The organism is Thermus sp. 2.9 (assembly GCF_000794385.1).
In the GTDB taxonomy this organism is placed as follows: domain Bacteria; phylum Deinococcota; class Deinococci; order Deinococcales; family Thermaceae; genus Thermus; species Thermus thalpophilus.
In genome coordinates this window covers 77,082-100,697 of sequence record NZ_JTJB01000030.1, presented here as the reverse complement: position 1 = coordinate 100,697, position 23,616 = coordinate 77,082, and the positions used below count along the sequence as shown (strand labels likewise).

Annotated in this window: 20 protein-coding genes and 3 pseudogenes; 14 read left to right on the top strand and 9 right to left on the bottom strand. The window is 67.0% G+C overall.

Annotation, left to right across the window (positions count from 1 at the left end; all coding sequences use genetic code 11):
* The first annotated feature begins 12 nt into the window (after nucleotides 1-12).
* The 8 genes and pseudogenes from QT17_RS07170 to QT17_RS07135 all read left to right on the top strand — a co-directional run bounded on the left by QT17_RS07170 (nucleotide 13) and on the right by QT17_RS07135 (nucleotide 8,476).
* Nucleotides 13-981: a branched-chain amino acid ABC transporter permease gene (locus tag QT17_RS07170; RefSeq protein WP_039458343.1), complete on the top strand. Its 969-nt coding sequence runs from the start codon at nucleotides 13-15 to the stop codon at nucleotides 979-981.
* Entirely contained in the window at nucleotides 978-2,306 is a 1,329-nt protein-coding gene (locus QT17_RS07165; RefSeq protein WP_039458342.1) for a branched-chain amino acid ABC transporter permease, read from the top strand. Before QT17_RS07170 ends, QT17_RS07165 begins: the two co-directional genes overlap by 4 nt.
* Entirely contained in the window at nucleotides 2,303-3,082 is a 780-nt protein-coding gene (locus QT17_RS07160) for an ABC transporter ATP-binding protein (RefSeq protein ID WP_039458339.1), read from the top strand. The genes QT17_RS07165 and QT17_RS07160 overlap by 4 nt, the downstream gene beginning before the upstream one ends.
* Nucleotides 3,079-3,792: an ABC transporter ATP-binding protein gene (locus QT17_RS07155; RefSeq protein WP_039458336.1), complete on the top strand. Its 714-nt coding sequence runs from the start codon at nucleotides 3,079-3,081 to the stop codon at nucleotides 3,790-3,792. Before QT17_RS07160 ends, QT17_RS07155 begins: the two co-directional genes overlap by 4 nt.
* 88 nt (nucleotides 3,793-3,880) lie before the next feature.
* A complete protein-coding gene (locus QT17_RS07150) occupies nucleotides 3,881-5,464 on the top strand; it encodes an ABC transporter substrate-binding protein (protein WP_039458333.1) in 1,584 nt (527 codons plus the stop codon).
* 53 nt (nucleotides 5,465-5,517) lie between these two features.
* Entirely contained in the window at nucleotides 5,518-6,528 is a 1,011-nt protein-coding gene (locus QT17_RS07145) for an ABC transporter permease (protein ID WP_039458330.1), read from the top strand.
* Between the two features lie 4 nt (nucleotides 6,529-6,532).
* Nucleotides 6,533-7,380: pseudogene (locus QT17_RS07140) on the top strand (ABC transporter permease).
* A gap of 47 nt (nucleotides 7,381-7,427) precedes the next feature.
* Nucleotides 7,428-8,476 (top strand): annotated as a pseudogene (locus QT17_RS07135) (protease complex subunit PrcB family protein).
* Here QT17_RS07135 and QT17_RS07130 read toward each other — a convergent pair.
* The 6 genes from QT17_RS07130 to QT17_RS07105 are packed head-to-tail and all read right to left on the bottom strand — an operon-like array spanning nucleotide 8,466 to nucleotide 15,687.
* Nucleotides 8,466-9,617, bottom strand: a complete 1,152-nt coding sequence (locus tag QT17_RS07130; protein WP_039458327.1) for a folylpolyglutamate synthase/dihydrofolate synthase family protein — start codon at nucleotides 9,615-9,617, stop codon at nucleotides 8,466-8,468. The pseudogene QT17_RS07135 and the gene QT17_RS07130 sit on opposite strands and share 11 nt — an antisense overlap.
* The gene (locus QT17_RS07125) at nucleotides 9,617-11,422 is read right to left on the bottom strand and encodes an ABC transporter ATP-binding protein (protein WP_039458325.1); all 1,806 of its coding nucleotides are present in this window, start codon (nucleotides 11,420-11,422) and stop codon (nucleotides 9,617-9,619) included. The genes QT17_RS07130 and QT17_RS07125 overlap by 1 nt, the downstream gene beginning before the upstream one ends.
* On the bottom strand, nucleotides 11,419-13,161 hold the full coding sequence (locus QT17_RS07120; RefSeq protein WP_039458322.1) for an ABC transporter ATP-binding protein: 1,743 nt from the start codon (nucleotides 13,159-13,161) through the stop codon (nucleotides 11,419-11,421). Before QT17_RS07120 ends, QT17_RS07125 begins: the two co-directional genes overlap by 4 nt.
* A gap of 50 nt (nucleotides 13,162-13,211) precedes the next feature.
* Nucleotides 13,212-14,042: a hypothetical protein gene (locus QT17_RS07115; RefSeq protein ID WP_039458319.1), complete on the bottom strand. Its 831-nt coding sequence runs from the start codon at nucleotides 14,040-14,042 to the stop codon at nucleotides 13,212-13,214.
* Nucleotides 14,043-14,047: 5 nt separating this feature from the next.
* Nucleotides 14,048-15,034: a M20/M25/M40 family metallo-hydrolase gene (locus tag QT17_RS07110; protein ID WP_039458316.1), complete on the bottom strand. Its 987-nt coding sequence runs from the start codon at nucleotides 15,032-15,034 to the stop codon at nucleotides 14,048-14,050.
* Nucleotides 15,034-15,687 (bottom strand): response regulator transcription factor, encoded by a 654-nt coding sequence (locus QT17_RS07105; protein ID WP_039458314.1) that lies wholly within the window; start codon nucleotides 15,685-15,687, stop codon nucleotides 15,034-15,036. The genes QT17_RS07110 and QT17_RS07105 overlap by 1 nt, the downstream gene beginning before the upstream one ends.
* 43 nt (nucleotides 15,688-15,730) lie before the next feature.
* On the opposite strand from QT17_RS07105, the gene QT17_RS07100 reads away from it, so the two are divergent.
* On the top strand, nucleotides 15,731-16,951 hold the full coding sequence (locus QT17_RS07100; protein WP_039458312.1) for a class I SAM-dependent RNA methyltransferase: 1,221 nt from the start codon (nucleotides 15,731-15,733) through the stop codon (nucleotides 16,949-16,951).
* On the opposite strand, the gene QT17_RS07095 is transcribed toward QT17_RS07100, so the two are convergent.
* Entirely contained in the window at nucleotides 16,943-17,908 is a 966-nt protein-coding gene (locus QT17_RS07095; RefSeq protein ID WP_039458310.1) for a M23 family metallopeptidase, read from the bottom strand. The genes QT17_RS07100 and QT17_RS07095 overlap by 9 nt on opposite strands.
* A gap of 24 nt (nucleotides 17,909-17,932) precedes the next feature.
* Between QT17_RS07095 and aroQ the strand changes: the two genes are divergently transcribed.
* A complete protein-coding gene (gene aroQ / locus QT17_RS07090) occupies nucleotides 17,933-18,370 on the top strand; it encodes a type II 3-dehydroquinate dehydratase (protein ID WP_039458308.1) in 438 nt (145 codons plus the stop codon).
* Here the strand turns inward: aroQ and crcB are convergent.
* Nucleotides 18,367-18,738, bottom strand: a complete 372-nt coding sequence (gene crcB, locus QT17_RS07085; RefSeq protein ID WP_039458304.1) for a fluoride efflux transporter CrcB — start codon at nucleotides 18,736-18,738, stop codon at nucleotides 18,367-18,369. The two genes, aroQ and crcB, sit on opposite strands and share 4 nt — an antisense overlap.
* A gap of 20 nt (nucleotides 18,739-18,758) precedes the next feature.
* Between crcB and ribH the strand changes: the two genes are divergently transcribed.
* Entirely contained in the window at nucleotides 18,759-19,232 is a 474-nt protein-coding gene (ribH, locus tag QT17_RS07080) for a 6,7-dimethyl-8-ribityllumazine synthase (RefSeq protein WP_039458302.1), read from the top strand.
* Here the strand turns inward: ribH and QT17_RS07075 are convergent.
* Nucleotides 19,219-19,623 (bottom strand): DUF4395 domain-containing protein, encoded by a 405-nt coding sequence (locus QT17_RS07075; RefSeq protein ID WP_039458299.1) that lies wholly within the window; start codon nucleotides 19,621-19,623, stop codon nucleotides 19,219-19,221. The genes ribH and QT17_RS07075 overlap by 14 nt on opposite strands.
* 71 nt (nucleotides 19,624-19,694) lie before the next feature.
* On the opposite strand from QT17_RS07075, the pseudogene pgeF reads away from it, so the two are divergent.
* The 3 genes and pseudogenes from pgeF to pilB all read left to right on the top strand — a co-directional run bounded on the left by pgeF (nucleotide 19,695) and on the right by pilB (nucleotide 23,605).
* A pseudogene (gene pgeF, locus QT17_RS07070) lies at nucleotides 19,695-20,421 on the top strand (peptidoglycan editing factor PgeF).
* Nucleotides 20,422-20,456: 35 nt separating this feature from the next.
* On the top strand, nucleotides 20,457-20,939 hold the full coding sequence (locus QT17_RS07065) for a YqeG family HAD IIIA-type phosphatase (protein ID WP_039458296.1): 483 nt from the start codon (nucleotides 20,457-20,459) through the stop codon (nucleotides 20,937-20,939).
* Nucleotides 20,936-23,605 (top strand): type IV pilus assembly ATPase PilB, encoded by a 2,670-nt coding sequence (gene pilB, locus QT17_RS07060; RefSeq protein WP_039458292.1) that lies wholly within the window; start codon nucleotides 20,936-20,938, stop codon nucleotides 23,603-23,605. The genes QT17_RS07065 and pilB overlap by 4 nt, the downstream gene beginning before the upstream one ends.
* The last annotated feature ends 11 nt before the right edge of the window (nucleotides 23,606-23,616 follow it).

Here is a 23,616-nt window from a genome sequence, read left to right as displayed (position 1 = left end):
AAAGGAGGCGTCTTGCTAGAACAAATCCTGGCCCTACTACCCCAGGTGGTCTTTGATGGCTTCATCCTGGGCTTTGTCTACGCCATGGTGGCCCTGGGCTACACCATGGTGTACGGCGTCTTGGAGCTCATCAACTTCGCCCACTCGGAAATCTTCATGATCGGGGCGGTGGTGGGGGTGGAGGTCTTCCGCTACCTGGCCCCCCAGGTGGGAAACGGTTTTGTCCTCCTCTTCCTCGCCCTGGTGCTGGGCGGGGTGGTGGCGGGGATCACCGCCATTTTGGTGGAGCGCTTCGCCTACCGTCCCTTGCGCAAACGGGGCACCACCAACCGCCTGGTCCCCCTCATCACCGCCATCGGGGTTTCCTTTATCCTCCAGGACCTGGTGCGCCTCGTTGAGGGGCTTTGGCACAACGAGTTCTTCCTCAGGATGCGCACCGTGCAGGACCTCGAGGGCAGCGTGGAGCTCTTCGGCGGGGCCATCTTCGCCCAGACCAAGTCCTTCATCCTCATGGGGGTTTCCATCCTCATGCTCCTCGGGCTCACCTACCTGGTGAACCGCACCAAGCTGGGGGTGGCCATCCGCGCCGTGGCCCAGGACCTCTCCACGGCGAGCCTCATGGGCATTGACCCCGACCGCATCATCTCCCGCACCTTCCTGATCGGCGGCTCCCTGGGCGGGGTGGCGGGGGTGCTTTTCGCCCTCCAGTACACCACCATCACCCCTTACGTGGGCTTTTTGCCCGGCCTTAAAGCCTTCACCGCCGCCGTCTTGGGGGGCATCGGCAACATCCCCGGGGCCATGCTGGGGGGCCTGGTCTTGGGGCAGCTGGAAAACTTCTTCGGCACCTACCTGCCCATCCTGACCAACGGCAACTTCGGCACCGAGTACAAGGACGTGGTGGCCTTCCTCATCCTCATCCTCATCCTGCTCCTTAGGCCCCAAGGGCTTTTGGGGCAGGTGGTCAAGGAGAAGGTATGAGCGCCCTCGCCACGCTTCTCAGCCTGGCCTTCCTAGGCCTCGCCTACCTCGCCCCTGGACCCCTCGCCAACCTCGTTGGCCTGGTGGCCCTGGGAACCACCGCTTTCCTAAGGCTTTCTCCCGAGGCGCGCACCCTGAACCTGGCCCTCCTCACCCTGGCCTTCACCCTGGGGCTCGTGCGCTCCGGGAACACCTTGGGCCTCATCGGCCTTGTGGGCATCCTGGTGGCCCTCACCACCTTGCCCCGTATCCCCACCTGGATTCGGGGGCTTTTGGGCCTCGCCATCCTCCTCCTTTCCGTGCCCATGGCGGGCTTCGCCAATACCTTTATCTTTGAGCTAGGCATTCAGATTGGCATCTACGCCGCCATGGCCCTGGGGCTCAACGTGGTGGTGGGCATGGCGGGGCTTTTGGACCTGGGCTACGCCGCCTTCTTCGCCGTGGGGGCCTACACCTGGGCCATCTTCGGCTCCGAGCAGGCAAGAAACTTCCTGGCGGGGAACTTCCCTTTGCCCGGGGAGTACATGTACCTCTTCATGCTCATCGCCATCGTCACCACCGCCCTCACCGGCCTCCTCATCGGCCTGCCCGCCCTAAGGCTCCGGGGGGACTACCTGGCCATCGTCACCCTGGGCCTGGGGGAGGTGGTGCGCATCCTGGCCAACAACCTGGACCACCCCATCAACTTCACCAACGGTCCCCAGGGCATCACTCCCATCCAGCGCCCCCCCATTGACTGGTTCCGCGAGCTCATGGGAGCCCTGGGGGTGCGGCTGGACCAGACCACGGACTACCAGCTGTTCTTCTACCTTTTGGTCCTCCTCATGATCGGGCTCGTGGTCCTGGTCAACCTCAACCTGGCCAACTCCCGCTTCGGCCGGGCCTGGGTGGCCATCCGCGAGGACGAGATTGCCGCCCGCTCTATGGGGATTCCTCTTCTGCCCACCAAGCTCCTGGCCTTCATGACCGGGGCCGCCTTCTCCGGGGTCATGGGGGTCATCTTCGCCGCCCAGCGCACCTTCGTTTCCCCCGAGTCCTTCACCCTCCTCGCCTCCATCACCATCCTGGGCATGGTGATCCTGGGCGGCATGGGCTCCATCCCCGGGGCCATCCTGGGGGCGGCGGCCCTCACCATCCTCAACCTGGACATCCTCAAGACCTTCAGCGAGTTCGTGCGCACCAGCCTGCCCCAAATCCCAAGCCAGGTGGACCCCGCCAAGTACGAAAGGCTGGTCTTCGGCCTTATCCTGGTCTTGATGATGATCTTCCGCCCGGAAGGCCTGATCCCGGAAAAGCGCCACAAGGCGGAGATGGAGGAGGCATGAAGGCCCTGGAGGTACACCACGCCACCAAGCGCTTTGGCGGCCTAGTGGCGGTGAACGACGTGAGCCTCACCGTGAACCAGGGGGAGATCTTTTCCGTGATCGGCCCCAACGGGGCGGGCAAGACCACCTTCTTCAACCTCCTCACGGGCATCTACGCTCCCGACGAGGGAAAGATCCTCCTCTTCGGCAAGGACGTGACCGGGCTCTCCCCAGACCGCATCGCCAAGGAAGGCGTCGGGCGCACCTTTCAGAACATCCGCCTCTTCGGGGCCATGACCGTGCTGGAGAACATCCTGGTGGGCATGCACGTGCACATCCACGTCCCCTACTTCCACGCCGTCTTCCGCACCCCTCTGGCCCGGAGGGAGGAAAGGCGGGCGGAAGAGGAGGCCAAAAGGCTTCTCCAGTACGTGGGCCTCCTCCACCGCAAGGATGAGCTGGCCAAGAACCTCCCCTACGGGGAGCAGAGGAAGCTGGAGATCGCCCGGGCGTTGGCCCTGAAGCCCAGGCTTCTTCTCCTGGACGAGCCCGCCGCCGGCATGAACCCCAAGGAAACCGAGGAGCTCCAGGCGTTTATCCAGAAGCTAAGGGAGGAGCTCGGCATCACCATCGTCCTCATCGAGCACGACATGCGCCTTGTGATGCGCATCTCCGACCGCATCGCCGTCTTGGAATACGGCTCCAAAATCGCCGAGGGCACCCCGGAGGAGGTGCGGCAAAACCCCCGGGTCATTGAGGCCTACCTGGGCAAGGGGGCGGCGGGAGGTGCGGCATGAGCCTTCTGGAGCTCAAGGGGGTGCACACCTACTATGGCCACATCCACGCCCTAAAGGGCATTTCCCTCCACGTGGAGGAAGGGGAGATCGTGACCCTGATCGGCTCCAACGGGGCGGGCAAGAGCACCACCTTAAGGACCATCAGCGGCCTGGTGAAGCCGAGGCAGGGGGAGGTCCTCTTCCAAGGGAAGGCCATCCACCGCCTCCCCCCACACCAGATCGTGGCCCTGGGGGTGGGGCATGTGCCCGAGGGGCGGAAGATCTTCCCCAGGCTCACGGTGGAGGAGAACCTGGAAATTGGGGCGTACCTGGAGAAGGACCGCAAGGTGGTCCAGGAACGCAAGGAGCAGGTCTTCGCCCTCTTCCCCCGCCTCTACGAGCGCCGGGGCCAGAAGGGGGGGACGCTCTCCGGGGGGGAGCAGCAGATGCTGGCCATCGGCCGGGCCTTGATGCAAAACCCCAGGATCCTCCTCATGGACGAGCCCTCCATGGGCCTGGCCCCGGTGCTGGTGGACTTCATCTTTGAGACCATTCAGAAGCTCAACCGAGAGGGCAAGACCATTCTCCTGGTGGAGCAAAACGCCAGGCTCGCCCTGCAGATCGCCCATCGGGGCTACGTGCTGGCCACGGGGGAGATCACCCTCTCGGGACCGGCCAAGGCGCTTGCGGAAAACCCCGAGGTGCAAAAGGCCTACCTGGGGGAAGGCTAAGGCCGGCACACCAGGCTTGCGCCCCCCAAGGGGGGCGCTTTATACTTGGTCCGGCACACCCAGGGGAGGAACCCCGGAAAGGAGAACTATGAAGGGAAAACTTCTACTCGGCCTGTTGGTAGCCCTTGGGCTTGGGCTCGCCCAAAAGACCCTGGTCTTCGGGGCTAACGGGGAGCCGGTGAGCCTCGAGCCCGGCAACATCACCGACGGGATCTCCATCTACGTCCAGCGGCAGATCTACGACACCTTGGTGGACTTCAAGCCGGGCTCCACCGAGGTCACCGCCGGTCTGGCCACCAGCTGGTTCAGCTCCCAGGACGGCAAGGTCTGGACCTTCCGCCTGCGGCAAGGGGTGCGCTTCCAAGACGGCACCGAGCTCACCGCCGAGGCGGTGAAGTTCAACGTGGAGCGCTGGTGGGATCCCAAGAACCCCACCCGCATTGACGCCGCCGCCCGTTACGAGATCTGGCCCGAGCTCTTTGGCGGCTTCAAGGGCGACCCCGGCTCCTTGCTGAAGGAAGTCCAGGTGGTGGACAAGTACACCGTGCGCTTCGTCCTCACCCAACCCTTCCCCGCCTTCCCCGCCGCCATCGGCTCGGGGTACTTCGGCATCGCCAGCCCCGCCGCCATCCAGAAGGACGGGGCCAAGTACGGCTCCCCCACGGGGAGCGCCGTGGGTACCGGGCCTTTCCGGCTGGTGGAGTGGCGGCCCGGGGAGCAGATCGTCCTGGAGAAGAACCCCAACTACTGGAAGAAGGGCTTCCCCAAGGTGGACCGCGTGGTCTTCCGCGTGATCAAGGACCCCGCCGCCCGTCTGGCGGCCCTGAAGGCGGGAACCATTGATTTCACCACGGATATCCCCCCCGCCAACCTCAAGGACGTGGAGGGGGACAAGAACCTGGATGCGGTCTTCCGCCCCTCCTTCAACGTGGGCTACCTGGCGCTGAACCCGGCCCACAAACCCCTCTCCGATGCCCGGGTACGGCAGGCCATCGCCATGGCCATCAACAAAAAGGCCATCGTCCAGGCTTTCTGGGGCAAGCTGGGCCTCACGGACGGTCACTTCACCCCGCCTTCCATGAAGGCTTTCCAGTCCGCCAAGGTAAAGGACTACGAGTTCAACCCCCAAAGGGCCAAGGCCCTCTTGGCAGAGGCCGGTTACCCCAACGGGTTTGACCTAGAACTTTGGTACATGCCCGTCTCCCGTCCCTACTTCCCCACGCCCAAGGAGATCGCCGAGGCCATGGCCGCCGACCTTTCCGCCATCGGGATCCGGGTGAAGCTCCAGACCAAGGACTGGGCCAGCTACCTGGCCGACCGCAAGCAGGCCCCGGGCTTCCAGGCGTACATGCTGGGTTGGACGGGGGACTACGGCGACCCGCAAAACTTCTACGACCCCCACTTCGCCTGCCCCATCGCCGACCTGTTTGACAGTACCGGCAAGCCCCTTTGCGTGAAGGAGCTGGGCGACCTCCTCACCAAGGCGGCCACCACGCCCAACCTGGAGGAGCGCAAGCGGCTTTACCAGCAAGCGGACGAACTCACCTTCAACCTGGCCCTGCGCATCCCCATCGTCCACTCCCAACCCCTCCTCGCCAAGCGGAAGAACATCGTGGGCTGGGTGCCGAGCCCCTTGGGCTCCGAGTCCTTTGAAAGCATAGAGAAGCGCTAAGCGCTTCGCTCCCGGGCCCCCTTCGGGGGGTCCGGGCTTTTTGAGGCGGAAAAATGTGGAGCTACATTGTCCGACGCCTTCTGGGCCTTGTACCGGTTCTCTTTGGCATCACCCTTTTGGTCTTCCTCTTCCTCCAGCTCATCCCCGGGGACCCCGCCCAGGCCATCTTGGGGGAGCGGGGGACCCCGGAGCAGCTCGCCGCCCTGCGGGAAAAACTCGGGCTTAACCGGCCCCTCTACGTCCAGTACCTCACCTTCGTGCGCAACGTCCTCACCGGGGACCTGGGCACCAGCGCCGTGTCCACCATCCCCGTGGCCGAGGAGCTGAAGCGCCGGTGGCCCGCCACCTTTGAGCTGGCCTTGGCCGCCACCTTGGTGGCGGTGGTCCTCGGCATTCCCGTGGGCATCCTGGCGGCGGTGCGGAAGAATAGCCTTCTGGATACCCTTTCCATGAGCCTTTCCCTGGTGGGGGTGTCCATGCCCGTCTTCTGGCTCGGACTCTTGCTGGTCTACCTCTTCGCCGTGAACCTGCACTGGTTGCCCACGGGGGGAAGGCTTTCCACCGACTTGGCCGTTGACTTCCGCCCCATCACGGGTTTTCTTCTCCTGGATGGTCTCCTTGCCCTAAAGCCCGGCGTCTTCCTGGACGCTTTAAGGCACCTCGTCCTCCCCGCCCTGACCCTAGGCACCATCCCCTTGGCCATTCTCACCCGCATCACCCGAAGCGCCATGCTGGAGGTGCTCTCCCAGGACTACGTGCGCACGGCTCGGGCCAAGGGGCTAGCCGAGCGGCAGGTGATCCTCAAGCACGCCCTCAAAAACGCCTTCCTCCCGGTGGTGACCATCATCGGTCTGCAGTTCGGCACCCTTTTGGGCGGGGCCATCCTCACGGAAACCATCTTCTCTTGGCCCGGCATCGGCTCGTATATCTATGAGGGCATCCTCAACCGCGACTACCCCGTGGTGCAAGCCGGGGTCCTCGTGGTCGCCACGGCCTTTGTCCTCGTCAACCTCCTGGTGGACCTCTCCTACGCCCTTTTGGACCCTCGCATCCAGTACCGGTGAAGCCATGGAAACCCCAACCCGTCAAGCCTTTCGCCGCTTTCTGAAGTCCCCTTCCGGCAAGGTGGGCCTCGGGCTCACCCTGGCCTTGGTCCTTTTGGCGCTTTTCGTTCCCCTCCTCCTCCCCTACGACCCCAGCACCGACCGGGACTACTGAATCGGCTGAAACCGCCAAGCCTCGAGCACCCCTTCGGCACCGACCACCTGGGTCGGGACGTCTTCACCCGGGTGCTCCACGGAAGCCGCATCTCCTTACAGGTGGGGCTCGTCTCGGTGAGCATCGGCCTGGTTTTGGGAACCCTCTTGGGGCTTCTCGCCGGGTTTTACCGGGGCCGCACCGAGCTTTTCATCGGCTGGCTCGCCGACCTACTCCTGGCCTTCCCCGGAACCCTTTTGGCCATTGCCATCGTGGCGGTTTCGGGGCCCAGCCTGCAAAACGCCATGTTGGCCATCGGCATCGTCCAGGTGCCCATCTACATCCGCCTGGCCCGCTCCATGGTCCTCTCCCTAAGGGAACAGGACTTCGTGCAAGCCGCCTTCGCCTTGGGAGCGGGAAACGCGCGGATCCTCTTCCGCCACATCCTCCCCGGGAGCCTGCCGCCTTTAGTGGTCCAGGCCACGCTTTCCATCGGCACCGCCACCCTCGAGGCCGCCGCCTTGGGTTTCTTGGGCCTCGGGGCCCAGCCCCCGGCCCCGGAGTGGGGCGCCATGATCGCCGACAGCTTCAAGGGGGGCTACGCCATGAACGCCCCCTGGACCATGCTCTTCCCCGGCCTTTTCATCATGCTCACCGTGCTGGCCTTTAACCTCCTGGGCGACGGCCTCAGGGACGCCTTAGACCCCCGGAGCCGCTAAAGGAAGGCTTAAAAGTTCGGGGCTTTCCCCCCGGGTATCATGGAGGCATGAGGAAAAGCCTTTTGCTCCTTCTTGTCCTGCCTCTCCTCGGGGCCTGCGAGGTGCTCCAGGGCTCGGGCTACCGGGTGGCCGAGGCCCAGCTCCTCTTCCCCGAGGCCACAGAGCGCTGGACCTACTTTTACGGGGAGCCCCGGGAGGTGCGCCTGGGGGAAAAGGTCCTCCGCCTGGAAAAGACCACCCGGGAAAGCCTCTGGGCGGTGCCAGGGGCGCTTTGGGTGGACGGGAACCCCCTCCTGCGGGAGGTGGGCCCGGCCTTGAGGCCCGTGGCCGAGGCGGTGCGGGGCGTAGGGGGGAGCCTGGTGGAGGTGCGGACCCAAACCGCCTTGCGGGCCACCTGGCTTTACGATGGGGTGGGCTGGGTGCGCCTCACGGGAAGCCTAAAGGAAGGGGAAAGGAGGAGCCTGGTCCAGCCCAGCACCTACCTCACCCCCGACCTTTACGCCTTCACCGGGGCGGAAACCCAGGTCCTCCTGCGGGAGGCCTTGGCCCGGAGGGGAGACCGGCAGGTGGTGCTCTTTGAGCTTGCCGAGCCCGTCCTCAAGCCCCTCGGCCTGGACCCGGCCCCCGATGGCTACCGGGTGGGGGCGCTTTTGGTCCAGTACGGGCTTAGGCTGGAGGTGGTGAGCCCCCCCGCCCCCCTTTACCGCATCCTGGACCGGGGCACCCAGGCCGCCTACCAGGACACGGAGGCCAAGGCCTTCCTGGCCAACGACCCCGCCCGCTTCGCCGAGGTCTGGAACCTCATCGTGGCCAACCGCCTACCCCGCCCCCCGCCCCCAGCGTGGACTTCCGCACGCGGAGCGTGGCCGCCTTCTTCTGGGGCCTGAAGCCCACCGGGGGGTACGGCCTCGAGGTGGCCGGGGTCACCTACGCCGGCGAGGCGGCCCGGGTGGTCCTGAACCCCACCTCCCCCAGGCCCGGGGCCATCGTCACCCAGGCCCTCACCAGTCCCTACGTTCTCCTGGAACTCCAGCGGGTGCGCCGCGTGGTCTTCGCCGACCCCTCGGGGCGGGTCTTGGCGGAGGCTAGGGAGTGAGCCGCCCCCTCAAAGCCCCCACCAGGTAGAGCGACCCCGTGCAGAGGAGGGGGAGGCCGTCCTCCTTGGCCGCCTCCACCCCGTGCCAAAGCGCCTCCCAAGGGTCTTCAAAGAAGGGGGCCCCCAACTCCGGCCCCAAGGCCCCTTCCCCCGCACGGGCGTAGCGCACGGTGCGCGCCTTGGGGAGGAGGCGTGCCAGGATCCCCTTCACGTCCTTGCGGGGAAAGGCCCCGAAAAGAAGGTGGTAGGCGGAAAACTCCCGGGCTAAAGCCTCCGCCGCCGGGGGGTTGTGGGCCCCGTCCAGGTAGACCTCCACCCCTTCCAGGAGAAAGCGCTCCAGCCGCCCTGGGTTCCGGGCCTCCCGAAGCCCCTGGGCAATGGCCGCCTCGGGGAAGCCCAGGAGCCTCAAGGCGGCGGCGGCAAGCCGGGCGTTTTCCTCCTGGAAGGCACCCTTGAGCCCCGGGGAAGCGGGGAGGGCGAAGAGGGGGTCCAGGGGGTCCAGGACGTAAAGGGGCGCTCCCTTGGCCCGCGCCACCGCCCGGGCCACCTCCAGGCCCACCCCCCTGGCCCCCGTGACCACGGGCACCCCCTCCCGGAAGGCCCCCGCCTTGTCCCGGGCCACCGCCTCCAGGCTTCCCCCCAGGGCCTCCAGGTGGTCCTCCCCCACGTTGGTGAGCACGGTGAGGGCCACCCTGGCCAGGGCGTTGGTGGCGTCCTTCTCCCCCCCTACCCCCGCCTCCACCGCCGCCAGGGCCACCCCCTTTTCCCGGAAGTGGTGGAAGGCCAAGGCGGTGGCCAGGTCAAAAAACCCCGGGGGTTCGGGCCAAGCCTCCCCCCTGGCCCAGGCCACGAAGCTCACCACCTCCTCCTCGGGGATGAGGCCCAAGTGGGTGCGGATCCTCTCCCGGAAGTCCAAAAGGTGGGGGCTGGTGTAGGCGCCGTGGGCCAAGCCCCGGGCCCGGAAAGCGGCCTCGAGGTAGGCCACCACGCTCCCCTTGCCGTTGGTGCCGAGGACGTGCACCGCCTGGAAGGCCCTTTCCGGGTGGCCTAGGCGCTCCAGGAGGGCCAAAACCCGCCCCACGCCCCGCTCCCCTTGGCGCCTCCTCGCGTAAAGCCAGTCCAACGCTTCCCGGTAGTCCATCACCCTTGAGCGTACTGGAGGCGGTAAAGCGTGGCGTAGTAGCCGCCCCGGGCGAGGAGGGCCTCGTGGGTCCCCTCCTCCACCAGCCGCCCCTTGCGGAAGACCAGGATGCGGTCCACCCTGCGGATGGTGGAAAGGCGGTGGGCGATGATGATGGAGGTCCTCCCCTCCATGGCCTTGTAGAGGGCCTCCTGCAAGCGCTTTTCCGTTTCCGAGTCCACGTTGGCCGTGGCCTCGTCCAGGATGAGGAGGATGTCGGGGCTGGCGAGGAGGGCCCGCACCAAGGCCAGAAGCTGCTTCTCCCCCGTGGAAAGCCCCGCCCCCCTTTCCCCCACCTGGGTGTGGTAACCCTGGGGCAGGCGCAGGATGGCCTCGTGCACCCCCAAGAACTTGGTCACCTCCACCACCTTTTCCTCCGGGATCTCCTCCTGAAAGAGCCGGAGGTTGTCCAAAAGGGTGCCGGAGAAGAGGAAGGGGTCCTGGAGGACGATGCCGATGTGCCGCCTGAGTTCCTCCTGGCGGTAGCGGCGCACGTCCTCCCCGTCCAGGAGGACCTGCCCCCTTTGCGGGTCGTAGAAGCGGGCGATGAGGCTCACCACGCTGGTCTTCCCCGCCCCCGTGGCCCCCACCAAGGCCACCTTCTCCCCCGGGCGGATGTGGAAGGAAACCCCCTTTAAGACCCAGTCTTCCTCCCTAGGCTCCACCCCCTTGGGGGTGTAGGCGAGCCAGACGTCCCGGAAGACCACCTCGCCCCGGAAGCGGTGGATGGGCTTGGGGTTTTCCGGGTCCTTAAGCTCTTCCTCCGTGTCCAAGACCCCGAAGATGCGCTCGGCGCTGGCCATGGCCCCCTGAAAGAGGTTGAACTTGTCGGAAAGGTCCTGCAGGGGCTGGAAAAGCTGCCTTGTGTAGTCCACGAAGGCCACCAGGAGGCCCAAGGAGGCCACCCCCCGCGCCACCTCCCCCCCGCCCACGTAGAGGAGGCCCGCCACCGCCAGATCCCCCAGGAAGCCCACCACGGGGAAGAAGAGGGCGAACCAGCGCACGATCTCCACCCAGGCCTGGAGGAGGTCGCGGCTTAAGCGGTCAAACTTCTCCTCCCGCTCCTTCTCCTTCACGAAGAGCTGAATGGTCTCCACCCCGGAGAGGTTTTCCTGTAGAGCGGCGTTCACCCGGGCCAGGCGCAGGCGCATCTCCCGGTAGGCGAAGCGCATGCCGTTCCGGACCCAGACCGTGACCCCGAGGAGGATGGGCACCACCAGGAGGACCACCAGGGTGAGCTTGGGGCTCAGGAAGAGCATGAAGCCGAGGAGCCCCAAGAGGGTGAAGAAGTCGGCAATCACCCCCACCAGCCCCCCGGTGATGAACTGGTTGATGGCGTCCACGTCCGAGGTGATGCGGGTCATGAGCCGGCCCACGGGGTTTCGGTCGTAAAAGCCCGGGTGGAGGCGCATGAGCTTGGCGAAAAGGGCGCTCCTGAGGTCAAAGAGAACCCGCTGCCCCACCCATTGGATGAGGTAGGTCTGCCCGTAGGTGGCGGCGAAGTTCACCCCCCGCACCAGCAAAAAGCCCAGGCTCACCCAAAGGAGGAGGGCGAAGCGCTCGGAAAGGGGCTTGGCCTCTTGGGGCACCAGGGCCCCGTCAATGGCCCACTTGAAGAAGAGGGGGGTGAGGGCGGCGGTGAGGGTGGTGAGGAGGAGGCAAAGGAGGGCCAAGGCTACCTGAAGGCGGTAGGGGCGGACGTAGGCCAGGATGCGGGCGAAGAGTACCCGGTCAAAGGCCTTGGTGTAGGCGTCTTCCTGGGTCATTCCTCCACCTCCTTTTCCATGCGCTGGATGCGGTCCAGCTCCGCGTAAATCCCCCCGGCCTCGAGGAGGCTTTCGTGGGTGCCCTCCTCCACGATCCTCCCCTCCTCCAGGACCACGATCCAGTCCGCATGGCGCAAGGTGGCGGTGCGGTGGGAGATGAGGAAGGTGGTCTGCCTGCCCAAAACCCCCTTTAGGCCCTCCAGGATTCTGGCCTCCGTCTCCGTGTCCACGGCGCTCAAGGCGTCGTCCAGGATGAGGATTTTGGGAAGCTTGGCCAAGGCCCGGGCCAGGGCCACCCGCTGCCTTTGCCCCCCAGAAAGGGTCACCCCCCGCTCCCCCAGGACCGTTTCATAGCCCTTGGGGAAGGCGAGGATCTCCTCGTGGATCCCCGCAAGCTTCGCCGCCCACTCCACCCGCTCCCGGTCCGGCTTTTCCAGGCCAAAGGCGATGTTCTCCAGGAGGGTTTCGCTGAAGAGGAAGGGCTCCTGGGGCGCCACCCCCACCGCCTTCCTGAGGGTGGCCAAGGGGATCCGCCGCACCTCGTACCCCCCCACGTACACCCTTCCCTCCGTGGGGTCTAAAAGCCTGGGCACCAAGGCCGCCATGAGGCTCTTCCCCGCCCCGGTGCGGCCGGTGATGCCCAGGGTCATGCCCTCGGGTACCGTGAGGGTGAGGTCCTTGAGGAGCCAGCGCCCCCCGAGCCGAAGCCCCACCCCCTCAAAGCGCACCTCCCCCGTGAGGTCCTCCACCTTGAGGGGCAAGGGGTCCTGGTCCTGGATGGCGGGCTCCTGGTCCAGAAGCTCCAAAAGCCTTTTTAGGCTGGTGAAGCCCCGTTGGTACATGGCCAGAACCCAGCCAAGCCCCAGGATGGGCCAGGTGAGCTGGGCCAGATAGGCGTTGAACTGCACCAACTCCCCCACGGAAAGCTCTCCTCGCACCACCATCCTGCCCCCCACCCAGAGCACCGTGAGGAAGGCGAAGCCCATAAGAAACCCCAAGAGGGCCTGCATGGGGCCTTCCACCCGGGCCAGGGCCAGGCTCTTTTGCATGTAAATCCGGTTCAGGTCCTGGAAACGGGCCAGCATCCGGCTTTCCAGGGCGTAGCCCTTCACCACCCGGATGCCGCTAAAGGCCTCCTGGCTTAAGGTGCTGATGGCATCAAACGTTTCCTGGGCCTCGCGGTAGCGGCGGTCCACCAGGCGGAGCAGGTGGTACATGAAAAGGGCAATGGCGGGCAGGATCAGGGTGAGGTAAAAGGCGAGGCGAAGGTCCACGGTGTACATGGAGACGAAGGCCAGGAGGACCAAAAAGGAAAGCCGGCTTCCCATCATGATGCCGGGCCCCACCATCTCCCGCACCGCGGAGAGATCGGTGTTCAAGCGGTTCATGAGGTCCCCCACCCGGGTCTTCTGGTAGAAGGAGCGGTCCAGGCGGAGGAGGTGGTGGAAGAGATCTTTCCGCAGGTCGTACTCCACCCGGCGGCTCGCCACCACCGCCAATCGGCGCATGAAGTAGGAAAGCAGGGCGGTAAGCCCCGCCGAGGCAAAAAGCAGGAGGGCGTAGCGCCCATAGGGGCCGCCGTGCCCCAAGGCATCCACGGCCAGGCGCAAAAAATAGGGCCCCAGGACGGAGAAAAAGATGGAAAGAAGCCCCAAGAGAACACCCAGGGCGTACCGGAAGCGGTAGGGGTACAGGTAGGGAAAAAGGCGGCGTAAGGAGGGGGCTGACCGACCGGTCATGCCCTTGAGTCTACCGCAAAAGCCCCACCCCTTTTTAGGGCGGGGAACACCTAAGCCCCCATCTCCGCCTTGAGGGCGCTTAAGCTTTCCGTCCAGTCCTCCCCCAGGGTGACGAGGCGGTGGGGCTTGGCCAGCCTGCGGGCCGCCCGCCTTAGGAGGCCCGGAATGGGCGGGCAGGCGTAGGAAACCACCAGAAGAAGGCCCTTCACCCGGCCCAGGCGGTGGAGGTAGTGGACCATGCCCACAAGCTCCTTGTCCGTGGGGAGGTCCATGGGAAGGAGCTTATCCCCCTCCTCCCGGAGTTTTTCCGGGGGCAGGTCAGGGAAGAAGGGCAGGAGGTCCACCGCCACCAAGGCGTTCCGCACCGCTTCCCGGAAGCCCTCGTCCTCCAGGAGGTAGGGCTGGGCCACCACCCCCACGCTCCCCGGGGGGGACTTGAGGGGAGGGGGGGGCTTGAGGAGGCTTTTGGCCCGGTCCAAGGCCCGGCCCACCAGCATGGGGTTTTGCGTGAGGATCTGGCCCACCTCCCCGGCGCGGCCCAAGACCTTGGGCGAAAGCTCCGCCGGCACCTTGAGCACGGGGGGAAGCCCGGGGAAGTAGCGGAGGAGGGTGGCCTCCAGGTCCAAAAGCCACGGGCACTGCCCCCCGCCCTTTTCCGACTCCACCCCGCCCTGGAGGTCGGGGAGGAGGAGGTAGTCCACGCCCTGGGCCTTCAAGGCCTCCACCTGGGCCAGAAGCCCCTGGACGGGAAGGCAGTAGGGCTGGCGCAGGTTGGGGGCCGCCCCCGCTCGCACCACCTCCACCCCCAGCGCCTCCAAGTACGCCTCCCAGAATCCCAGGTACCGCCGGGAGAGGAAGCCTGACAGGACGCCCACGCGCATACGCCCTATCCTACGCCAAGGGCCTTGAGAAAGGCGAGGAGAGCGGTACGCCCCTCCCAGAGGCTCTGGGGCAGGACCCACTCCTCCCGGGTGTGGGCCCCGCCCCCCCGGTACACGCCAAGGGCCAAGGCGGGGATGCCCTGTTCAATGGCGGCGCTGGCGTCGGTGGAGCCGGGCTGGAAGAGGGGCCTTTCCCCGATGGCGGCCAAGGCCTCCTCCGCCGCCCGCAACAGCCCCGAGGTGGCGGTGGCGCCCGCGGGCCTTTGGCCGAGCTCCTCCCAGGAAAGCTCCACCCGGTGGCGCCGGGCCGCCTCCGCCATCAGGGCCTGGACCTTCTGCGCCACGCTTTGCAACAGCAGGGGATCGGGGGAGCGCACCTCTAAAAGGGCCTCCGCCTCCTCGGGGATGGCGTTCACCGCCTCGCCCCCCTTGAGGCCGCTGGCGTTCAGGCTGGCCTCGAGGCCCGCCACCAAGGGGGGAAGCCCCGCCAAGGCCTCCGCCAGGGCGAAGACCGGGTTTGGGCTCCCCCGGTCCCCCCAGGCGTGCCCCCCGGGGCCAAAGAACCGAACCCTAAGGCGCACCGAGCCCAAGGCCCGGTCCACCACCCCGGGCAGGTAGCCGTCCACCGCCACCACCACCTCGGGCCGCAAGGCCGCCACCAGGGCCCGGGCCCCCTTGAGGTTCCCCAGGCCCTCCTCCCCCACGGTGAAGCCCCGCACCACCCCGGGGAGGGAGGGAAGGGAAAGGAGGACCGCCACCCCCGCGGAGTTGTCCCCCACCCCGGGCCCATAGAGCCGCTCCCCCACCCACCTGGGCGAAGCGGGGGGCAAGACGGTGTCCAGGTGGGCGAGGAGCAGGATCCCCCCCTCCCCCTCCCACACGTTCCCCAGGCCGTCCCGCCGGGCCCCGGGAAGATGACGGACCACATAGCCCCCCCGCTCCGCCTCCCCCGCCAAGGGGGCGAGCTCCAGGAGGTGGCGCACCGGGTCCACTACTCTTCCGGCTCGGGTTGGGCCAGCCCCTCGCGGATGGCGTAGAGGGCCGCCTGGGTGCGGTTATTGAGGTGGAGCTTCTGGAAGATCTCGGAAAGGCGGTTGCGCACCGTCTTCTCGGAAAGGCCCAGCTCGGCGGCGATCTCCAGGTTGGTGTACCCCTGGGCCACCAGCTTGAGGATCTGCACCTCCCGCTCGGAAAGCTCGGCGTGCAAGGGAGCCTGCGCCTCCTTCTTGGCCCGGAAATCCTGGATGATGCGCCCCGCCAGCTCGGCGTCCAAGAGCACCTCCCCGGCGTGCACCCGGCGGATGGCCCCGATGAGCTCCTGCGCGTCCGTGTCCTTCAGGAGGTACCCCCGGGCCCCCGCCTTCACCGCCTCAAAGACGTAAGCGTCCTGGCGGTACATGGTGAGCATGATGACCTTGGCCTCGGGCCACTCCTTGAGGATGGCCTGGGTGGCCTGCACCCCGTCCAACCCCGGCATCTGGATGTCCATGAGGATCACGTCCGGCTTGGCCTCGAGGGCGTGCCGCAGGGCCTCCCAGCCGTCCTTGGCCTCCCCCACCACCCGGAAATCCCCCTCCGCCTCCAAAAGGCTCTTTAGCCCTTGGCGGAAAAGGGCATGGTCGTCTGCCAAAAGCACCCGGATCACCCCTTCATCTTAGCGCTCCCTGGCCTTCTGGTATGGTAAGGGGATGCGGCTCCGCGTGGAAAAGCTCGTCCCGGGGGGCTTTGGCCTCGCCCGCACGGAGGAGGGGGCCATCCTGGTCAAGGGGGCCCTGCCGGGGGAGGTGGTGCGGGGAAGGCCGGTGCGGCGCAAGGGGGCCCTTTTTCTGGAGGACGTGGAAATCTTAGAGCCCCACCCAAAGCGCCACCCCCACCCCCTCCCCCCCTCCGCCGACCTGCCCTTGGCCTATGAAGCCCAGCTCCCCCTCAAGGAAGCCTTGGTGCAAGACGCCCTGGAGCGCATCGCCAAGCTCCAAGCCCCCCTCCTTCCCATCCACCCCTCCCCAAGGCCCTTGGGCTACCGCACCTCCGCCCAGTACGCCCGCTATCCCCTGGGGGGCCTGGCCTACCGCCTTCCGGAAAGCCACACCCTTTACCCCCTGGAGGAAGACCCCCTGGTGGCCGAGCCCCTGGCCTGGGCCTTCCGGCTCCTCCGCACCTGGCCCCTGCCCGTGGAGGAGGTGGTCCTCCGGGGAAGCCTTTTGGAAGGGAAGGTGCTCCTCGGCCTCGTCGGGGGAAGCCTCGAGGCCTTAAAGCGCCCCGCCAAGGCCCTGGTGAAGGAGGGCTTCGCCGGGGTGGTCTGGGCGGAGCCTTCCCCCAAGGGGCGTTTCCGCGGCCGGGTCACGCCCCTCCACGGGGAAAGGACGCTTCTAGAGCGCTTTGGCCCCCTCACCGCCACCGTGAGCGTGGAGAGCTTCAGCCAGGTGAACCCCTTGGTGGCGGGGGACCTCTTGGCCGAGGCGGAAGGGCTCGTGCAGGGGGGAAAGCGGGCCCTGGAGCTCTACGCCGGAAGCGGCCTCCTCTCCCTCCTCCTCGCCCCCCGCTACGGCGAGGTGGTGGCGGTGGAGGTGAGCAAGGAGGCGGTGCGGCGGGGCGAGGCGGACCGGAGGCGGCTTGGGGTGGAAAACCTCCGCTTCCACCGGGGGGACGTGCGGGAGGCGGCCCGGTTCGGCCGCTTTGACCTGGTGGTGGTGGACCCACCCCGCGCCGGGCTCACCCCGGAGGTGCGGGCCTACCTTCTGGAAAGCCGGCCCGCGGAGATCCTCTACATCGCCTGCGACCCCGCCACCTGGGCCCGGGACGTGGGGGTCTTGGCAGAGGGGGGGTACCGCCTGGCCTTCGTGCGGCCCTACGACTTCTTCCCCTTCACCCACCACGTGGAGGTCCTCTCCCTCCTAAGGCTAGGGTAGGGGAAGCCCCTGGAAAAAGGGGGCGGGGTCCACGGGCACCCCCTTTAGGCGCACCTCCAGGTGCAGGTGGGGCCCGGTGGAAAGCCCCGTGCTCCCCAAAAGCCCCAACACCTCGCCCGCCCGCACCCTTTCCCCTTCCCGCACCCTTCGTTCCGACAAGTGCCAATACCCGGTGCAAAGCCCCATCCCGTGGGCCAGGACCACGGCCTCGCCCCGCACCCGAAGCCTCTGGGAGAGCACCACCACCCCCTCCGCCACCGCCCGCACCGGGGTGCCCAAAGGAGCGGCGAGGTCCAGGCCCTCGTGGTAGGAAGCGAAGCGGTTCCCGTAACGCCGCCGGGTGCCGAAGGGGCTCGTGACCCTGGCCCCTTCCACGGGGGCAAGAAACGCCTTGGCAAGAAGGGGCCCTTCCTTGGGGCAGGCGGCCACCACCCGCTTTCGCTCCGCCTTCGCCTCCGGGTCCTGGAGGAGGGCCTCGAGGCTTGGGCTCAAGGCCAGGGCCTCCTGGCCATACTGCCCCGGGGCGACCAGCAGGGTTAGGGAAACCGCTTCCCCCTCCAGGAGGAGGCGTAGCGGGTACTCCCCTGGGGTCACCAAAGCCCCCACCGCCAGGAGCCCCCAAAGCCCCCGGGAGCCGGGCACCAAGGGATAGCGTGCCCCGAGGAACTCCGCCTGGCCCGAGGTGTAGCCCTCCACCCGAAGGCCGAAGGCCCGCCCCTGCACCGGCGGCCAGAACACGGCCCTGCCCCGGGGAAGGGGGGCCTCCTGCCCCCCCACCCAGAGGACCTGGCCCACCCGGATGCGGTGGGGGTCCCTTAGCCCGTTGAGGCGGGCCAGGGCTTCCACCGTGGTGCCATAGCGCCTGGCGATCCCGTAAAGGGTTTCCCCCGGGGCCACGGTGTGGGTCTGGGCCCAGGCGCAAAGAAAAAGGAAGGCCAAGAGGAGGAAGCGGGGCATGGCCTTATGCTAATGGGGAGCCCTATGGTCCTGATCCTGAACGGCCCCAACCTGAACCTTTTGGGAACGCGGGAGCCCGAGGTGTACGGCCGCACCACGTTGGAAGAGCTGGAGGCGCTCTGCGAGGCATGGGGGGCGGAAGTGGGCCTCGGGGTGGCCTTCCGCCAGAGCAACTACGAAGGCCAGCTCATTGAATGGGTGCAGCAGGCCCACCGGGAAGGATTTTTGGCCATCGTCCTAAACCCCGGGGCCCTCACCCACTACTCCTACGCCCTCCTGGACGCCCTTCGCGCCCAACCCCTCCCCGTGGTGGAGGTGCACCTCACCAACCTCCACGCCCGGGAGCCTTTCCGGCAACACTCCGTGACCGCCGGGGCCTGCCGGGGGATCATCTCCGGCTTCGGCCCCCTTTCCTACAAGCTCGCCCTCACCTATTTGGCCGAGGTCTTAGAGGTGGGCTAGAGGAGCCCGGCCAGGCGGTAGCCCCCGTACACCAAGCTAAGCCCCAGGAAAAGGCTCAAGCCGGCGTAAGCCAAAGCCCGCCCCACCTCGCCCTCCTGCAGGAGGGCCAGGGTCTCGTAGCTAAAGGTGGAGAAGGTGGTGAACCCCCCCAAAACGCCCACCGCCAGGAAAAGCCGGGCCTCGGGGGAAAGGGCCCCTTCCAAGGAAAGCCGGATCACCGCCCCAATGAGGAAGCTCCCCAGGGCGTTCACGAAGAGGGTGCTATAGGGGAAGCCCGGGCCCAAAAGCCCCTGGACGTAGGCCCCCAGGCCGTAGCGCAAGGCCGAACCCAAGGCCCCGCCCAGGGCCACCAGAAGGTAGCGCTCCACGCAAAAAGTATATTGGGGCCATGCAGGCCAAGACCTTTTCCCCCATCCTCACCGCCCAAGGGGTGCGGCTCGCCATCGCCGTGGGCCGCTTCAACGAGCGGGTGACCAAGCTCCTATTGGAGGGGGCCCTCGAGGCCTACGCCCGGCTCGGGGGCGACCCGGCGGAGGTCCTGGTGGCCTGGGTGCCCGGTTCCTTTGAACTCCCCCTGGTGGCCAAGCGCCTGGCCCAACGTCCCGACGTGGACGCCGTGGTGGCCCTAGGGGCGGTGATCCGCGGGGAAACCCCCCACTTTGAGTACGTGGCCGCCCAGGCGGCAAGCGGCCTCATGCAGGCCATGCTCCAGACGGAAAAGCCCATCGTCTTCGGCGTCCTCACCACCAACACCCCCGAGGAGGCCCAGGAGCGGGCCGGGGGTAAGGCGGGGAACAAGGGCGCCGAGGCGGTCTTCACCGCCATTGAGATGGCGCGCCTTTTGGAGGCTATTTCCCGGTGAAAAGGGCCCGGGCGTAGCGGAGGTGAAGGTAGAGGAAGCAGCCCAGGCAAAAGCCGAAGGCCAGGTTGACAAAGGCCAAAAGGGCCACCACCAGGGCCAAGGCGTAGCCCACCCCCTTCAGGCCCAGAAGGAGGAAGAGGGAGGCCAGGCCCAAGAAGACCGCCCCCAGGGTGCGGGCGAAGCGGTGGGGCCTAGGGTCCTCCTCCACGGGATGGGCCGGCACCCTAAGAAGCCGCTTTAGGGCCACCATCAGGTCGTAGGGGGTGTGCTGGCTCGCCATGAGGAGGAAAAGGGCGTACACCAGCCAGGGGAGGTCCACAAGGGCCGCCAGGGGCAGCAGGAGGACCAAGAGGGCCTGGTTGAAGCGGAGCTGGTTCCGGTCCGTCTTCATGGGTCCCAATATACACCTGAGCCCTTGAAGCTTAGGGGTAAAAGGCACACTTCCCGTGGCAGAATGGTCCCGTGGTGCCCCTTCTCACCACTCCCCTTCCCACCCCCCACGGCTTCACCACCCGGCTCGGCGGGGTCTCCGAAGGCCCCTTCGCCCGCCTCAACCTCTCCCCCGCCACCGGGGACGACCCCCAAAGGGTGGCGGAGAACCAACGCCGCGTGCTCGCCGCCTTCGGCCACCCGCCCGTGGCCGCCCTCAAGCAGGTGCACGGCACGGCGGTCCACCTGGTGGAGGGCCCGGGGGTCTGGGAAGGGGATGGCCTCCTCACCACCACCAAAGGCCTCCTCCTCCGGGTGGGGGTGGCGGACTGCTACCCCCTCCTCCTCTACCACCCCCAAGGGGCAGTGGCGGCCCTGCACGCCGGCTGGCGGGGCGTGGTGGGGGGGGATTTTGCCCAAAGCCCTCGCCCTCCTGGCCGACCTCGGGCTAGACCCAAGGGAAGCCCACCTGGCCCTGGGCCCCGGCATCGGGGGGTGCTGCTACCAGGTGGGGGAGGAGGTGGTGGAGGCCTTCCTAAGGGCGGGGCTTCCCACCTTCCGCAAGGACGAAGGCGCTCCGGGCAAGTATCTCCTGGACTTGGAAAAGGCCATCCTCCTCCAAGCGGAAAGGGGCGGGATTTCCGAGAGGCGCATCTACCGCGTGGGGCTTTGCACCGCCTGCTCCCCGGCCCTCTTTTCCCACCGGCGCGACCGGGGGAAGACGGGAAGGATGTGGGGCCTGGTGATGCTTTCCCGTTAAGGCGGCGTTCACCCGGGGCGTGGCACAATGAAACCATGCTTTTCCCCCGGGAGGTTCTCCCTTCCCTCCTCCACCTCACCCCCGCTTGGCTAAAGGAGCGGGGGCTTAAGGGGGTGATCCTGGACCTGGACAACACCCTCTTGCCCCACGGGGAGGAGGAGCTTCCCCCGGAACTCGGAAGGTGGCTTGCCGCCTTGAGGGCGGAGGTGCCCATCTACCTCCTCTCCAACGCCCTACCCGAGCGCTTCGCCCGCATCCAACGCCGGCTTGGCCTTCCCGGCCACGCCCCCGCCCTGAAGCCCTGGCTCGGCTTCCGCAAGGCCCTAGGGGCCCTGGGCCTTCCCGCCCGGGAGGTGGCGGTGGTGGGGGATCAGGTCTTCACCGACGTGCTGGGGGGGAACCTGGTGGGGGCCTACACCGTGCTGGTGCCCCCCTTGCGGGAAAAGGAGTTCTTTTACACGCGTTTCATACGGATGCTGGAAACTCCGTTTAGGAAACCCTGGGGAGGAACCTCATGAGCGTGCTGACCATCGGCGACAAGCGGCTTGGGGCCATCCTTTTGGATGCGGGGCTCCTCACGGACGAGGAGCTGCAGCTCGCCCTAGAGAAGCACCGGGAGGTGGGGGGAAGCCTGGCGGAGGTCATCGTGGAGTCGGGCCTCCTTTCGGAAAGGCGCATCGCCCAGGCCATTGAGGACCACTTCGGCATCCCCTTGGTGGAGCTCCACGAGCTGGAAATCCCCCCCAAGGTGAAGGCCCTCCTGCCGGCGGAAAAGGCCAAGGAGCTCGGGGCCATCCCCTTCGCCCTGGACGAGGAGGCGGGGGTGGTGCGGGTGGCCTTCGTGAACCCCCTGGACACCTTGGCCCTCGAGGAGGTGGAAGACCTCACCGGCCTGGTGGTGGAGCCTTATCAAACCACCAAGAGCGCCTTCCAGTACGCCCTAGCCAAGAACTATCCCGAACTGGGCCTGCCCCTCCCGCCCCCACCCGCAGGCCCAAGCCAAGGGGAGCTGCGCCTGGGCGAACTTCTGCTAGGGAAGGGCCTTATTGACCGGGAAACCCTGGAGGAGGCCCTGGTGGAGCAGGAAAGGACCGGGGACCTCCTGGGCCGGATCCTGGTGCAAAAGGGCCTGCCCGAGGAAGACCTCTACCGGGCGCTCGCCGAGCAAAAGGGTCTGGAGTTCTTACCCTCCACCGAGGAGCTAATCCCCGACCCCGCCGCCACCGCCCTTCTCCTTCGCTCCGACGCCCTGCGCTTTAGCGCCGTCCCCGTGAGCATCCGTGAGGGCAAGGTGGAGGTGGTCCTGGCCGACCCCCGGCACAAGGAAGCGGTGGAGGAGCTTTTGGGCCGCCCCGCCCGCTTTTACCTCACCCTGCCCAGGGCCTGGGAGGCCCTTTTCCACCGGGCCTACCCGGAAAAGGGGCGCCTGGGAGAGGTCTTGGTGCAGGAAGGCCGCCTGAGCCGGGAGCACCTGCGGGAGGCCCTGGAGGTGCAAAAGCGCCTCCCCAAGGCCAAGCCTTTAGGGGAGATCCTGGTGGAGCTGGGCCTCGTCCGCCCCGAGGACGTGGAGGAGGCCCTGAAGAAGCAACGCCAAGGGGGAGGCCGCCTCGAGGACACCCTGGTCCAGTCGGGCAAGCTCAAGCCCGAGGCCTTGGCCCAGGCGGTGGCCACCCAGCTGGGTTACGCCTACATTGACCCCCAGGAAAACCCCCCCGACCCCGGGGCCGCCCTCCTCATCCCCGAAGACCTGGCCCGGCGCTACGGCGTCTTCCCCCACCACCTGGAGGGCAAGACCCTGGTCCTCCTCATGAAAGACCCCCGCAACATCCTGGCCCTGGACGACGTGCGCCTGGCCCTAAAGCGCAAGGGCCTGGGCTACGAGGTGGTCCCGGCGGTGGCCACCGAGGCGGCCATCGTCAAGCTCATTGAGCGCTTTTACGGCAAGGAGGAGCTGGGGGAGCTGGCCAAGGAGCTTTCCAAGGGGTACCAGGCCGAGGAGGAAACCCTCACCGCCGAGCTGGACGAAAGCGCCGCCCAGCGCTTCGTCAAGCAGGTGATCCGGGAAGCCTACCTCCAAGACGCCTCCGACATCCACGTGGAGCCCCGCCAGTCCGACGTGCTGGTGCGCCTTAGGATTGACGGCACCCTGCGCCAGTACACCACCTTGCCCAAGGGGGCTTTGGGCCCGGTGATCAGCGTCATCAAGATCATGGGCGGGCTCAACATCGCGGAAAAGCGCCTCCCCCAAGACGGCCGGGTGCGCTACCGGGAAGGGGCCATTGACGTGGACCTGCGGCTTTCCACCCTGCCCACGGTCTACGGGGAAAAGGCGGTGATGCGCCTTTTGAAAAAGGCGGCGGATATCCCCGAGATAGAGCAGCTGGGCTTCGCCCCCGGGGTTTTTGAGCGCTTCCAGGAGGTGATCTCCAAGCCCTACGGCATTTTCCTCATCACCGGCCCCACGGGAAGCGGCAAGAGCTTCACCACCTTTTCCATCCTGAAGCGCATCGCCACCCCCGACAAGAACACGCAGACCATTGAAGACCCCGTGGAGTACGAGATCCCGGGCATCAACCAGACCCAGGTGAACCCCCAGGCCGGGCTCACCTTCGCCCGGGCCCTGCGCGCCTTCCTGCGCCAGGACCCGGACATCATCATGGTGGGGGAGATCCGCGACTCGGAAACCGCCAAGATCGCCACGGAGGCGGCCCTCACCGGCCACCTGGTCATCGCCACCCTCCACACCAACGACGCCGCCCAGGCCATCACTCGGCTGGACGAGATGGGGGTGGAGCTCTTCAACATCTCCGCCGCCTTGATCGGCGTCCTTTCCCAGCGCTTGGTGCGCCGGATCTGCGACCACTGCAAGGTGGAGGTGAAGCCCGACCCCGAGGTGCTCCGCCGGCTGGGCATCCCGGAAGAGGAAATCCAAGGGGCAAAGCTCTTTAAGGGCACCGGGTGCGAGCGGTGCGGGGGCACGGGGTACAAGGGCCGCCACGCCATCCACGAGCTTCTGGTGGTGGACGACGAGATCCGCCACGCCATCGTGGCGGGCAAGTCGGCCACGGAGATCAAGGAGATCGCCCGCAAAAAGGGCATGAAGACCTTGCGGGAAGACGGCGTCTACAAGGCCCTCCAAGGGATTACCACCCTCGAGGAGGTCCTGGCGCGTACCATTGAGTGAAGGAGGCAGTC